At 69.3% G+C, this 12,174-nt stretch carries 15 protein-coding genes and 1 tRNA gene; 8 read left to right on the top strand and 8 right to left on the bottom strand.

Annotated features, from left to right (window positions below; translation table 11 throughout):
- Positions 1-63: 63 nt before the first annotated feature.
- Both ACFYY8_RS07865 and ACFYY8_RS07870 read right to left on the bottom strand, forming a co-directional pair.
- On the bottom strand, positions 64-1,569 hold the full coding sequence (locus ACFYY8_RS07865; RefSeq protein ID WP_390038326.1) for a potassium/proton antiporter: 1,506 nt from the start codon (positions 1,567-1,569) through the stop codon (positions 64-66).
- A gap of 60 nt (positions 1,570-1,629) precedes the next feature.
- Positions 1,630-2,202 (bottom strand): 5-formyltetrahydrofolate cyclo-ligase, encoded by a 573-nt coding sequence (locus tag ACFYY8_RS07870; RefSeq protein WP_390038328.1) that lies wholly within the window; start codon positions 2,200-2,202, stop codon positions 1,630-1,632.
- 23 nt (positions 2,203-2,225) lie between these two features.
- Between ACFYY8_RS07870 and galU the strand changes: the two genes are divergently transcribed.
- The 7 genes from galU (at position 2,226) to ACFYY8_RS07905 (ending at position 6,995) form a co-directional block, all read left to right on the top strand.
- The gene (gene galU / locus ACFYY8_RS07875; RefSeq protein WP_390038329.1) at positions 2,226-3,125 is read left to right on the top strand and encodes a UTP--glucose-1-phosphate uridylyltransferase GalU; all 900 of its coding nucleotides are present in this window, start codon (positions 2,226-2,228) and stop codon (positions 3,123-3,125) included.
- Between the two features lie 5 nt (positions 3,126-3,130).
- The gene (gene glp / locus ACFYY8_RS07880; RefSeq protein WP_390039045.1) at positions 3,131-4,315 is read left to right on the top strand and encodes a gephyrin-like molybdotransferase Glp; all 1,185 of its coding nucleotides are present in this window, start codon (positions 3,131-3,133) and stop codon (positions 4,313-4,315) included.
- Positions 4,312-4,782 (top strand): cyclic pyranopterin monophosphate synthase MoaC, encoded by a 471-nt coding sequence (gene moaC, locus ACFYY8_RS07885; RefSeq protein WP_390038331.1) that lies wholly within the window; start codon positions 4,312-4,314, stop codon positions 4,780-4,782. The genes glp and moaC overlap by 4 nt, the downstream gene beginning before the upstream one ends.
- Positions 4,779-5,252, top strand: coding sequence for a MogA/MoaB family molybdenum cofactor biosynthesis protein (locus ACFYY8_RS07890; RefSeq protein WP_352014180.1), 474 nt, complete (start codon positions 4,779-4,781; stop codon positions 5,250-5,252). Before moaC ends, ACFYY8_RS07890 begins: the two co-directional genes overlap by 4 nt.
- A 68-nt stretch (positions 5,253-5,320) precedes the next feature.
- Entirely contained in the window at positions 5,321-5,974 is a 654-nt protein-coding gene (locus tag ACFYY8_RS07895) for a GNAT family N-acetyltransferase (protein ID WP_390039047.1), read from the top strand.
- Between the two features lie 124 nt (positions 5,975-6,098).
- Positions 6,099-6,851 carry a hypothetical protein gene (locus tag ACFYY8_RS07900; protein ID WP_390038334.1) on the top strand — a complete coding sequence of 251 codons (753 nt, stop codon included), beginning with the start codon at positions 6,099-6,101 and terminating at the stop codon, positions 6,849-6,851.
- Between the two features lie 70 nt (positions 6,852-6,921).
- Positions 6,922-6,995, top strand: a tRNA-Ala gene (locus ACFYY8_RS07905).
- Positions 6,996-7,232: 237 nt separating this feature from the next.
- Here ACFYY8_RS07905 and ACFYY8_RS07910 read toward each other — a convergent pair.
- The 3 genes from ACFYY8_RS07910 to ACFYY8_RS07920 form a co-directional block, all read right to left on the bottom strand.
- A complete protein-coding gene (locus tag ACFYY8_RS07910; protein ID WP_390038336.1) occupies positions 7,233-7,394 on the bottom strand; it encodes a hypothetical protein in 162 nt (53 codons plus the stop codon).
- Positions 7,395-7,671: 277 nt separating this feature from the next.
- Positions 7,672-8,427: a hypothetical protein gene (locus tag ACFYY8_RS07915; RefSeq protein ID WP_390038338.1), complete on the bottom strand. Its 756-nt coding sequence runs from the start codon at positions 8,425-8,427 to the stop codon at positions 7,672-7,674.
- A complete protein-coding gene (locus ACFYY8_RS07920) occupies positions 8,420-8,716 on the bottom strand; it encodes a replication initiator (RefSeq protein ID WP_390038340.1) in 297 nt (98 codons plus the stop codon). The genes ACFYY8_RS07915 and ACFYY8_RS07920 overlap by 8 nt, the downstream gene beginning before the upstream one ends.
- On the opposite strand from ACFYY8_RS07920, the gene ACFYY8_RS07925 reads away from it, so the two are divergent.
- Entirely contained in the window at positions 8,639-8,854 is a 216-nt protein-coding gene (locus ACFYY8_RS07925) for a hypothetical protein (protein ID WP_390038342.1), read from the top strand. The genes ACFYY8_RS07920 and ACFYY8_RS07925 overlap by 78 nt on opposite strands.
- Here the strand turns inward: ACFYY8_RS07925 and ACFYY8_RS07930 are convergent, their stop codons facing one another.
- The 3 genes from ACFYY8_RS07930 to ACFYY8_RS07940 form a co-directional block, all read right to left on the bottom strand.
- Complete coding sequence (locus ACFYY8_RS07930) at positions 8,855-9,991, bottom strand: winged helix DNA-binding domain-containing protein (protein WP_390039049.1); 1,137 nt, start codon at positions 9,989-9,991, stop codon at positions 8,855-8,857.
- 67 nt (positions 9,992-10,058) lie between these two features.
- On the bottom strand, positions 10,059-10,901 hold the full coding sequence (locus ACFYY8_RS07935; protein ID WP_390038344.1) for an NAD(P)H-binding protein: 843 nt from the start codon (positions 10,899-10,901) through the stop codon (positions 10,059-10,061).
- Positions 10,902-10,964: 63 nt separating this feature from the next.
- Positions 10,965-12,155 (bottom strand): epoxide hydrolase family protein, encoded by a 1,191-nt coding sequence (locus ACFYY8_RS07940; RefSeq protein ID WP_390038347.1) that lies wholly within the window; start codon positions 12,153-12,155, stop codon positions 10,965-10,967.
- Positions 12,156-12,174: the final 19 nt, after the last annotated feature.

The following is a 12,174-nucleotide window of genomic DNA, read 5'->3' on the forward strand; positions in this document are numbered from 1 at the left end:
ATAGGCAGCCGACAAGCATAAACGCGAGTCGGATCTGTCGCATTCCGGGTAGGAATGGATGGATCAGCTGCCCAGCTCGCCGAACCAGCCCGCCAGCTTGCCCCGGCGGCTGATCGCCTTCATCCTGCGCTCGACCGTTTCCCTGCAGGCCGCGGTCGTCACGATCAGGAGTTGGTCGTCCATCTTGATCCTCGTCGAGTCCGAGGGAACGAACGTTCTGCCTTCCCTGACGATCAGGGTGACCTGGGCGTCGGTCGGCAACCGTAGTTCGAAGACCTCGACGCCCTGGAGCTTGGAGGTCGGCGGCACCTTGATCTGCAGCAGGTCGGCGTTGAGCTCCTCAAGGGGAGCGGACTCGACCTCGAGGTCACGTGCCTCGTCCGGTGTCGACAGGCCGAGGGCCTTGGCGACGAAGGGCAGCGTCGGCCCCTGCAACAGCGTGTAGACGACGACGATCACGAAGACCTCGTTGAACACGAGTTTCGCGACGCCGTTGTGCACCGAGTTGGCCGCCCAGGGGATGGTCGCCAGCACGATGGGCACCGCGCCGCGCAGTCCCGCCCAGGACAGGAAGGCCTGTTCCCGCCAGTTGAGCCGGTCGATCCGCGCGCTCCTGACGATCAGGGCGGAGACCACGATCGAGAGCGGTCTGGCGACGGCGACCAGGATCAGTCCGGCGACCAGGCCCGGAATGATCGCCGACGGCATCTCGGAAGGGCTGGCCAGCATGCCGAGCATGACGAACAGGCCGATCTGGGCCAGCCAGGCGACGCCCTCGGCGAAGCCCCTCGACGAGGCGCGGTGGGGCATCCGGGAGTTGCCCATGACCAGGGTGGCCAGGTAGACCGCGAGGAAACCGCTGCCGTGCAGGAGTACGGCGCCCGCGTAGGCGACGAACGCCAGCGCGAGCACCGCGATCGGATACAGGCCGGAGACCGGCAGCGCGATACGGCGCAGCGCGTAGACGCCGAGCGGCCCGACCGCCAGGCCGACGACCGCTCCGACGGCCAGTTCGACGACGACCATGAGCAGCGCCTCTCCCAGGCTGGGGGAGGTGGCGGCGCTCAGCAGCATGACCGCGATGACGGTCGGCGCGTCGTTGAACCCGGACTCGGCTTCGAGGATGCCCGCCAGCCGGGAGGGCAGGGGCAGGCGGCGCAGTACGGAGAACACCGCCGCGGCGTCGGTCGAGGCGAGGACCGCGCCGAGTAGCAGCGAGGTCCGCCAGTCCATGTCGAGCAGGGTGTGCACCGCGGCGGCGACGGTGGCGATGCTCACCCCGACTCCGACGGTCGCGAGCACGAGCGCGGTGGGAATGGAGCGTCGTACGTGGCTCCAGTTGGTGGTCAGGCCACCTTCGGCGAGGATCACCGCCAGGGCGATCAGGCCCATCTGCTGGGCGAGCACCGGGTTCTCGAACTGGAGCCCGAGGCCGGACTCACCGATGAGCAGACCGAAGGCCAGGAAGATCAGGAGACTGGGAAGTCCGCTGCGGTGGGCGACCCGTACCGCGATGATCGCCGCGATGACGACACCCGCACCGAGAAGCAGCCAGACATCCAACCCCATCCGGTCCCCTCTCTGATTCCAGGGACCATTGTGTCGTATTGGACAGAGTCGTTAGGCACATCAAGGGACAATTCGGGTGATTCCATTTGGTTGCGCGACGTAACGAACCGGTATGTCGTGCGGTTCTCCGGGGACGTCCTCCCACAGCTCATTCGCATAGAGCAGGGCGACCGTGGGCACATTCGGGCCGACCCTGGCCAGGGCCCTGTCATAGGAGCCGCCACCGCGGCCGAGTCGTACCCCGGTGGAGCGGTCTACCGCCAGGGCGGGCACGATCACCAGAGCCGCGGTTTTGACGGCGTCCACGCCGCGCCGGGTGTCGACCGGCTCCATGATCCCGAAACGCCCGGGGGTGAGGGTGTCGGGGCCGTCGTAGACCGCCCAGTCGAGATCGTCGTCCTCACGCAGCACCGGCAGCATCACGGTGGCGCCGTGCTTCCACAGCGCGAAGACAAGCCCGTGGGTCGAGGGCTCGGTGCCGATCGACCAGTAACACGCCACCAGCCCCGCCATCTGGACCCACGGCTGTTCGAGCAGCGACTCCCTCGTCATGACGGAGGCGGTGTGCCTGTCGTCCTCGGAAACCGCGGCGCGCGCGGCTCCGATCGCCGACCGCAGCCTCGGCTTGTCCACAACCCCTCCACTATCGTTTTCGTATGGCCGACTTCGATCTCGTGACCAAAGCCGTCGTCCCTGCCGCGGGCCTGGGCACCCGCTTCCTACCGGCGACCAAGGCGACTCCCAAGGAGATGTTGCCGATCGTCGACAAGCCCGCAATCCAGTATGTCGTCGAGGAGGCGGTCTCCGCCGGTCTGCTCGACGTCCTCATGGTCACCGGCAAGAACAAGCGCTCCATCGAGGACCACTTCGATCGAGCCATCGAGCTGGAGGAAGTCCTGGAAGCCAAGGGCGACGACGAACGGCTCTCGCAGGTGCGCGAGCCCGCCGACCTGGCCACCCTCCACTACGTACGGCAGGGCGAGCCGAGGGGTCTCGGCCACGCGGTGCTGTGCGCCAAGCAGCACGTCGGAGACAACCCCTTCGCCTGTCTGCTCGGTGACGACCTGATCGACTACCGTGACGAACTGCTCAAACGCATGATCGAGGTCCGCCAGGCCCACGGCGGCAGCGTCATCGCCCTGATGGAGGTCCCCAAGGAGCAGGTCTCCCTGTACGGCTGCGCGGCCATCGAGCCGACCGAAGAGGACGACGTGGTCCGGGTCACCGACCTGGTCGAGAAGCCCCCGGCGGAGGAGGCTCCGTCCAACTGGGCGATCATCGGCCGTTACGTGATCGACCCGGCCGTGTTCGAGGTCCTTGAGAACACCCCGCCCGGTCGCGGGAACGAGATCCAGCTCACCGACGCCCTGCGCACCCTGGCCGCCCGCGGCGGCGACGAGGGTGGCCCGGTGCACGGCGTGCTGTTCCGCGGCCGTCGCTACGACACCGGCAACAAGCTCGACTACCTGCGCACGGTGGTCCAGTTCGCCGCCGACCGACCCGACCTGGCGCCCGAGTTCCTGCCCTGGCTGAAGGAGTTCCTGGCCAACCGATGACCTCGATGAGATCGGTCGACGAGCACCTCGCCGACATCCTGCTCGCCGTACGGCCGACGGCCCCGAGGGAGACGGGGCTTCAGGAGGCGCTGGGCACGGTCCTGGCCGAGGATGTCGCCTCTCCCGTCGCGCTGCCGCCCTTCGCGAACTCGGCCATGGACGGCTACGCCGTACGGGCGTGTGACATCGCGGAGGTCCCGGTGACGTTGCCGGTCACCGGTGACGTCGCGGCCGGCGAGGGCGGACGGCCGGTCGTCGCGCCGGGAACGGCCATGCGCATCATGACCGGCGCCCCCATGCCCGGGGGCGCCGACACGGTCATACCGGTCGAGTGGACGGACGGCGGTAGGGAACAGGCCAGGTTCGAACGGTCCGCGCCCGCCGGGAACGCGATCCGCCTGGCGGGCGAGGACGTCATGGCGGGCGACGTCGTGCTCCCCGAGGGAACGCTGATCGGACCCGCCCAGCTCGGCATCCTGGCCGGGGTCGGCCGCGCCCACGCGCTGGTACGGCCCCGCCCCCGGGTGGTGGTCATCTCGACCGGCTCCGAACTGGCCGAGCCGGGCACGCCGCTGGGGCCGGGGCAGATCTGGGAGTCCAACAGCTACGCCCTGGCCGCGGCGGTGCGGGAGGCGGGCGGTGAGGCCTACCGGGCCGGGATCACCGCCGACGACGCCGCGGGCTTCCTCGACCAGCTCAACGCGCACCTGCCCGAGGTCGACGCCGTGATCACCAGCGGCGGGGTCTCGATGGGCGCCTACGAGCCGGTCAAGGAGGCGCTCGGCGATCTCGACACCTTCCGCTTCGAGAAGGTCGCGATGCAGCCGGGCATGCCCCAGGGCTTCGGCGTCGCGGGGGAGGGCCGGATCCCGGTCTTCGCCCTGCCGGGCAACCCGGTGTCGTCGTTCGTGTCGTTCGTCCTGTTCGTCGGGCCCGCGCTGCGGAAGATGCGAGGGCTGGCGCCGGGGCCCACGCACACCGTACGGGCCGTGACCCTCGCCCCGCTGCGCTCACCCCAGGGCAAGCGGTCCTACCTGCGCGCCGTGCTCATCGGGGGGTCCGTCACCCCGGTGACCAGGCAGGGCTCCCATCAGCTCGCCGCGCTCGCCACGGCGAACGCGTTGATCGTGGTCGACGAGGACGTAACCGCGGTGTCCGAGGGAACGGAAGTCGAGGTCATCCCGCTATGAGTGGCTTCACGCACATCGACGAGACCGGCGCGGCGCGCATGGTGGACGTCTCGGCCAAGGACGTCACGGTCCGTACGGCCCGCGCGACCGGCAGGGTGCTGCTGTCCGAGCAGGCCGTCGCCCTGCTGCGGTCGGGCGAGGTGCCCAAGGGCGACGCGCTCGGCACCGCGCGGATCGCGGGCATCATGGGGGCCAAGCGCACCCCTGACCTGGTCCCGCTCTGCCATCCGATCGCGCTGCACGGGGTGAAGGTCGAGCTGGCCGTGGCCGACGACGGGGTGGACATCGTCGCCCTGGTCAGGACCGCCGACCGGACCGGCGTCGAGATGGAGGCGCTGACCGCCGTCTCGGTCGCGGCCCTCACACTGATCGACATGGTCAAGGCGGTCGATCCGGCGGCCGTGATCACCGACGTCCGGGTCGAGGAGAAGACCGGCGGCAAGACCGGGACGTGGACCAGGACATGAGAGCCTTGGTGATCACCGCCTCCAACCGGGCCTCTGCCGGGATATACGAGGACAAATCAGGAAAGCTTCTGGCGGAGCTGCTCGCCGAGGCCGGATGCCAGGTGGACGGCCCACGGGTGGTCCCCGACGGGGAGCCGGTCGAACAGGCCCTGCGCGCCGGGATCGCCGAAGACTACGACGTGATCGTCACCACCGGCGGCACCGGGCTGACCCCCTCCGACCTGACCCCGGAGATGACCGCGCGGGTGCTCGACCGCGAGATCCCCGGCATCGCCGAGGCCGTACGGCAGGCCAACCGTGACCGGGTGCCCACCTCGATCCTGTCCAGAGGGCTCGCGGGACAGGCCGCCGACACCCTGGTCGTCAACCTCCCGGGCTCCTCCGGCGGGGTCCGCGACGGCATGGCGGTGCTCGCGCCGATCCTCGGCCACGCGGTCGACCAGATCAGGGGAGGCGACCACCCCCGATGACGCCCTCCTGCCGCACACGCTGACAGGCCGGGGGACTCCATGGCACGTCGGCGCGTCTTGGGGGGATGATGGGGAATGTGGATCGACTTCGTGGCTGGCCGGTGACCTTGACGGAGGGCCCGGTGGGACTCCGGCCGCTGCGCCTGCGAGACGTTCGTGTCTGGCGCGAGACACGGCTGCGCAACGCCGGCTGGCTGCGCCCCTGGGAGCCGAGCAATCCGGAGACCCCGCTCTTCAGGACCGGTCTCGGCCCCTACGTCTCGATGGCGGGCACCCTGCGTAGGGAGGCCAGGCAGGGGCTCGCCCTGCCCTGGGTGATGACCTACCGTGGCGCCTTCGCCGGGCAGCTCACCATCGGCGCCATCGTCTGGGGCTCGGCCAGGTCGGCTCAGATCGGCTACTGGATCGACGGCGCCCTGGCGGGCCGGGGCATCACCCCGACCGCCGTGGCGATGGCGGTCGACTACTGCTTCTTCACCACCGGTCTGCACCGGGTTGAGGCGAATATTCGCCCGGAAAATCACGCGAGCCGACGGGTGGTTGAAAAACTGGGGTTTAGGGAAGAAGGCATAAGACGGCGCCAGCTGCACATAGATGGCGCTTGGCGCGACCACATTTGTTACGCGCTCACGGTTGAAGACGCACCGAGAGGTTTGCTGGTGCGTTGGCGCAGGGCCCGGGAGGCGGCGGCCCATGGTGGCCCTCCCCATGAAGAGGCTTGAAGATCTCGCGACACACCGCACTGAATACTCGTCAAATAGTGACACGCGGTCTTACTGTGCGTGACGTGAGCACATTGGAGACGCCAAAGGACCCCAGGCGTTTCCATGCTGCCCGGAGGTGGCCGTGAGCAGTGTTCTTCTGTACCTGGCCATTGTCGTCATGTGGTTGTGCGTGCTAGTGCCCATGTGGTTGCGTCGCGACCGGGCCGCCTTCACCGAACTCACCGAGCCGTACGTTCAGGATGAGGAGGAACTGCCCTCAGAGGACTCGATCGAAACGCAGCGTGACATCGTCCTCCCCTCGACGTCGTCGGCCCCGGTCGTTCGGGAAAACCTGGACAGACCGTCCGACCCCCATCCGGCAGGGACCTCCGACCCCCGTCAGGCTGGAGCGTCCGATCGTCCGGCAGGGGCGTCGTCCGGCTTCCGGGAGACCTCGGCGGAGGCGCCCGCGCCTCGTGGGACCTCCGTCCCGCCTCCCCGGCCCCTACGGCGCTCCGCCATGGAACGCAGGCGCGCGGAACTGCGCGGCCGGGCCAGACGGGTGGCCAAACGCAGACGGTTGACCCTATGGTGCTTTCTCCTGGTCGTCGCCTCAACGGTGACGGCCTCTGTTCAGGTCATCCCCTGGTGGGGCGTGGCGCCCTCTGTGACCCTTCTCGGCCTCTATCTGGTGGTCCTCAGGAGCGCCGTACGGCTCGACGCCCAGCGTCGTCAGGCCGCGGCCCAAGCGCGTGCGGAACGCGTCAGACGGGCCCGCAGGCGGGCCGAGCTTGAGACGCGGCGCCCGGCCGCCGAGATCATCGACCTGTCGGCCCACCGCGACGAGATCTTCGACCAGTACGCCGAACCGAACCGCCGCGCGGTCGGCGACTGATCTCCTCCACACCCTGATGCACGGATGGCGCGAGCGCCTCCGGATGTTTGCTAATCTAGGGGACGTCTTCGGGGATGTAGCGCAGTCCGGTAGCGCACTTCGTTCGCATCGAAGGGGTCAGGGGTTCGAATCCCCTCATCTCCACCTAAGGCCGTTCTTGAGACGGCTGGACTGAGGTTGACGGGATCCCGTCCGATCATCGCGATCGGGCGGGATCTTGTCGTTTCAGGGGTTTCCGAATCTGGTTCGTCCTGGTTTAGGGACCGCAGAGCAGGTGTCCGGGTGGTGTCAGGCCGCTGGTGGAGGACCGAGATCCGGCCGTTGGGCATGGCGAAGCCGACGGTGGGCTGGGCGCTGCGGTGGGGTGGCGGGTTTTGCGGCTTATGGGCCGGGTGGTGGTCTGCTCTGGCCTGCGGGTGGCGTGCCGTCGAAGGGCTCGACCGGGGCCCGCGTGGTGTCGGCGGGTGTGATCGGCTCGTTTTGGGGCTGGTGGATGTGGCGCCACTGGTCGAGGAAGTGGTCGTTGGCGACCGTGACGAGCAATGCGACCAGGATGGTCTGGGCGACGCGTCCGTGGGCGAGCCGGTTCTTGGGATCGCCGAGGTCGAGGTCATGTCCCTTGAGCCTGCCGTTGATGCCTTCGGTATTGGCGCGGACAGACTTGTAGGTCCTGATCCAGGCAGGACTCAGGTAGGTCAGGTCCTGGCGGAATTTGTCGAGGTGGCCCAGGTCGCCGGTGTGCAGGGTGATGGTCTGCTGGTGGCAGATCTTCGGCAGTTCGCCGGTCTTGTGGTCGGGTGTCGGGGGCAGGACGCGGGGTTTAGCCGCCGGGGTGGGCGGCTCGCTGCCGGGCGTCGGTCAGGTCGACCGCGGTGGGGCGGCTGGGCCCGCGCTGGTGGAGGCGGTCGAAGCGGGGGCAGGTGAGGGACGGGGAGGGTCCTGCTGCCGGGCACTGCAAGCGGATGGCGCCGTCTGCGTTCGCGCTCTGTTTGAGGCGCAGCAAGTACGGCTCTCGCGCAGCGATCAACGCGGTGAGTTCTTCCGATGGTGTGCGGACGGCGGCGTCGTCCAGGCTGGTGGTGGCATTGGCGAGTCGGCGGGGCATCAGCGGGCAGGCCAGAGAGCCGTCGATGAGCAGGGCGCCGTGGGCGCTGCCCTGCACTCCCCGCTGACCTACTTTGTAGTCGAGCGCCAGCTTGAAGCCCAGAGCCCGGGCGGGCCGGGCGAAGTGATCGGCGGCCTGGTCAGTGTAGGCGCGGTCGACGACGGCGAAGGCGGTGGGCAAGCCGAGCCGGGCCAGTGGGCGCAGAGTGGTGATGGCGTTGGCGCCGATGCGCTTGTGTGGGGTGTCGAGGACCAGGCCGAGCGCCAGCTGCGGGAAGGAGCCGAGCATGGAGCGGGTGCAGGCGGCGACAGTGAGCGTGGCCGAATAGCCGTACTCGGGTGGGTCGTTGCCGGCCGAGTGGTGCCAACCTGCGGTGATCTCGGTGGAGGCGATCAGTTCGCCAGTGGAGCGGCTCATCCGGAGCTTCTGCATGGCGTCCGGGACGCGGTAGAGCTGGCTGTCATCAGCCATGGCGAACCTCCGGCGCAAAGGAAACGGCCAGTGCGGATTCGCCACGTGTGAAGCCCTGTCCGGCGTACTGCCAATGGCCGAGGACGAAGGTGGTTTCCGGGTCATACGACAGGCGGGCGCGGGTCCAGTCGATGCGGGCCTGGCGCAGGTCGCCGAGGGTGGTGGAGTAGGCGCGGCTCTTGGTGAAGAAGTACCGCAGCAGTACGTCGAGGTGATCAACGATCAGGTACGGGCGGCGCCGCGCTGGCGCGAGCTGACCTGGGGTGAAGGTCCACAGGTACGGGCGCACAGTCCGGCGGACCTGATAGCGACGGCCCGGGCGGAGATCGCCCAGCAGGCCGTCGACCTGTTCGGCGGCCCCGGTATCGCCGAGCTGCGAGCCTGCCACGCCCCGGACTGCGGCTGTACTTCCTCAAGCGGGGCTTGATCACTGCCGATCGGTTTCCTCGCCGGTCACCGCATCCTCGCGGCCGATGAACGTGGCCCTGCCGCTGCGGACGTCGTGGTCGGTGCCGGGCGCGGCGAACTCCAGCAGCCGGGCGCCCTCGGCCTCGACCTCGGCGCGCTCGGTGGTGGCCAGCGGCCGGAACGGGTCGATCTCCAGAGTCGCTGATGCTTTGCCCAGATGGAGCTTCCAGGCGCCCGTCACCTGCCCGTCCACCAGGAAGGTGGCGCGCATCCCGTTGCGCGTCATGACCCGTTTGCGGTCCTGCTCCGAGATCACGCGGGTGCGGTCGGCGTGGGAGGCCAGCAGGTTGTCGTATTCGGGCAAAAAGCGAACCGGCGCGTGGGCGTCGGCGCCGGGGCGTGGCGCATCCGGCAGGTCGAACAGCTCGATCCCGTGCTCGTCGTGGAAGACCGCCAGTTGCGGCCGTAGTCTCTCCAGGACGGGACGCAGCCGGGTTCGGCCGGCCCATGTCTGCACGTCGGTGACCGAGGCCGGGCCGAACGCGGCAAGGTAGCGCAGCACGATGTGTTCGGAGTCGGCGGCGGGGGCGGGCTCGGCTCCGGTCCAGTCGGCCGCCGTCGCGTACCGGGTGGTGCCACCGACGCCCCAGACGGCGCGTGGTGGCACCTGCACCAGCGGTACCAGGTTGCGCACTACGGTGGCGAGCGCGTGGGGCTCGCGGTCGGGCCACCGCTCGTGCAGCGCCGCCCTGAGCTCCTTGGGGGTGAGGTGCCGTGCGCCGAGCAGCGCCCGGCCCGACTCCGCCACGGCCACACGGTCCAAACCGGTCAGGATCGTCTTGAACGCGGTGTCCAACTCACGGTCGAGCGCGGGCTGCGCCCATGGCCGCAACGAGCGGTAGTCCGCCGTGGTGACCAGGTGGATGGTGCTGCGCATCAGCGCGACCCGCACCAGGCGGCGCTCGGTCAGCGCGTCCGCCAGGTCGGCGGTGCCGAACTTCCGCAACCTGCTCCAGAGCCCGAAGTAGGGCGCGTACGGCGCCTGCGCCTGCATGCCGACCAGCCGGGTGACCGCCTCCTCGGCGGTCGCCTCGGCCCGTTCCAGCAGCCACTGACGGGCCAGCAGCGCTCGCCCCAACTCCCGTCGCCCCAGCATCTGTGCCACCGTGCCGTCCTCTCCGTCCACACCGTTGGGGCGGCGGATGCCGCCCCAGCCTCGTTGATCAGCCGCCGAAGTCGGCCCGGTGATCCGCGGCCCACCGGGCGTAGGCGCGCGCGGGGTGCCCTGTGATCTGCTCGATGACGTCGTTGACCGGCGCGGGCTTGCCGACCGCCTGCGCCATGAGACCGAACAGCGCCGCCAGAAACTCAGGGTCCATGAACCGGCTCATCTGCTCCAGCACCGCCTCCGGGTCGAGGTCCTCGACGGTGAGCGGGCGCCCCAGCATCTCGCCGAGGATGCGGACCTGCTGTGTCTGGGTCAGCGACTCGGGGCCGGTCAGGTCGTAGGCCCGCCCTGCGTGCCCGCCGCCGATCAACGTCCGCGCGGCCACCTCGGCGACGTCCCGCTCGTGCACGGCGCTGAAGGCCGCTTCGGTGTACGGCGCGCGAATGACGTCACCGCCCTGGAGCTGCATCGCGAACGTCAACGAGTTGATGGCGGGGAACAGCAGCCGCAGGAACGTCCACTCGATCCCGGACGCCTCGATGGCCCGCTCGACATCGCGGTGGTACTGGGCGATCACGTCGGGCTGCCGCTCGGCGCCTGGGACGACCGCCCCGGAGGACAGGAACACCAGCCGCCGTACCCCGGCCTGGCCCGCGGCCGCCAGCAGCGGAGCGACATCCATCCCGTACGGCAGAACCAGGAAGGCGGCCTCGACGCCGGCCAGCGCCGCCGGCAGCGTCTCAGGCTTGGTCAGATCGCCCCGGACGACGTCGACTTCCTCCGGAAGCTCCGCCCGCTCCGGAGTACGGGTCAGCGCCCGCACCGGCGCACCCGCGGCGACCAGCTCCTCTACCGCCTGACGTCCGAAGTGAGCCGTGGCACCGATGACGAGATACATGAGTGTTTCCTTTCGCGCGAAGACATGGGGGCTGAGGGGAGTCCGCCGAAAAACCGGCGGCGGTCAGCGAACCTTGCGGAAGAACTGCCGTATGTCGTGGACGAGCAGATCGGGGGCGTCGTGAGCGGCGAAGTGGCTGCCCCGGTCATAGACGTTCCAGGAGAAGATATTTTTGTGGTCGCGGTCGGCGAACGTCCGGATCGACTGAAAGTCCCAGGCGAAGTTGGCCAGGCCGAGGGGCACGGTGGTCGGCTCGGGCACGGAGGTGCCCCGGCCGTTCGACTTCTGCTGTACAGGGGCCGCCGCCGCGTCCTCGTAGTAGAACCGGGCGGCTGAAGCGGCCGTGTTGGTCAGCCAGTAGATCATCACGTTCGTGAGCACGAAATCCGGGTCGAGCGAAGCGCCGAGCAGCTGCGCGTGCCAGCCCAGCAGGCCGGCCGGTGAGTCGGCCAGTGCGTGCGCCAGATTCTGCGGCTCGGTGGACTGGAGCTTGTCATACGCTCCCCGGTTCTGGGTGAACCACTCGGCGAACGCGAGCTTTCCGCGCTCCTCCTCAGACAGACCGGCCGACTCGGCGGGGTCGCCCGACGGGAACGAGAAGACCTGCGTCACGTGCACTCCACAGACGTGCCCAGGGTCAACCCGGCCCACCTCGGGCGAGATCAGCGATCCGCCGTCGTTGCCAGCCGCGCCGTACCGGTCGTACCCGAGCCGGCGCATCAGCTCGGCCCAGGCCCGGGCCACCCGGTACCGATTCCAGCCGCGCTCCCGGGTCGGCCCGGAGAAGCCGAAGCCCGGCACCGACGGAATGACCAGATGGAACGCGTCCGCCGGGCCGCCGCCGTGCGCACGCGGGTCGGTGAGCGGGCCGATCACGTCCAGCCACTCGACCACCGAGGTCGGCCAGCCGTGGGTCAGGATCAGCGGCGTCGCGTCCGGCTCCGGCGACAGCACGTGCAGGAAGTGGATGTTCTGGCCGTCGATCTCAGTGGTGAACTGCGGGTACGCGTTCAGCTTCGCCTCCCAGGCCCGCCAGTCGTACCCCGTGCGCCACCGCTCGACCAGTTGCTTGACGTAGCCCACCGGGACGCCGTACTCCCAACCCGGCGGCACCGGGCCGACCGGCGCCGACTCGCTCGCGGGCAGCTCCTCCGCCCACCGAGTCCGGGCCAGCCTCTGCTGTAGATCGTCGAGCTCGGCCTGAGGGATGTCGATCCGGAACGGGGCGATCGTGCTGTCGTTCGTCATGGTCATCAGCGTAGGAACCAATTAG

This window comes from Streptosporangium sp. NPDC001559, assembly GCF_042893955.1.
Lineage (GTDB): Bacteria > Actinomycetota > Actinomycetes > Streptosporangiales > Streptosporangiaceae > Streptosporangium.

Excerpts from the sequence above, each read along its gene's own strand:
- ACFYY8_RS07865 (WP_390038326.1), bottom strand. The coding sequence starts at position 1,569 with ATGGGGTTGGATGTCTGGCTGCTTCTCGGTGCGGGTGTCGTCATCGCG.
- galU (WP_390038329.1), top strand. The coding sequence starts at position 2,226 with ATGGCCGACTTCGATCTCGTGACCAAAGCCGTCGTCCCTGCCGCGGGC.
- glp (WP_390039045.1), top strand. The coding sequence starts at position 3,131 with ATGAGATCGGTCGACGAGCACCTCGCCGACATCCTGCTCGCCGTACGG.
- moaC (WP_390038331.1), top strand. The coding sequence starts at position 4,312 with ATGAGTGGCTTCACGCACATCGACGAGACCGGCGCGGCGCGCATGGTG.
- ACFYY8_RS07890 (WP_352014180.1), top strand. The coding sequence starts at position 4,779 with ATGAGAGCCTTGGTGATCACCGCCTCCAACCGGGCCTCTGCCGGGATA.
- ACFYY8_RS07895 (WP_390039047.1), top strand. The coding sequence starts at position 5,321 with ATGGGGAATGTGGATCGACTTCGTGGCTGGCCGGTGACCTTGACGGAG.
- ACFYY8_RS07915 (WP_390038338.1), bottom strand. The coding sequence starts at position 8,427 with ATGGCTGATGACAGCCAGCTCTACCGCGTCCCGGACGCCATGCAGAAG.
- ACFYY8_RS07930 (WP_390039049.1), bottom strand. The coding sequence starts at position 9,991 with ATGCTGGGGCGACGGGAGTTGGGGCGAGCGCTGCTGGCCCGTCAGTGG.
- ACFYY8_RS07935 (WP_390038344.1), bottom strand. The coding sequence starts at position 10,901 with ATGTATCTCGTCATCGGTGCCACGGCTCACTTCGGACGTCAGGCGGTA.
- ACFYY8_RS07940 (WP_390038347.1), bottom strand. The coding sequence starts at position 12,155 with ATGACCATGACGAACGACAGCACGATCGCCCCGTTCCGGATCGACATC.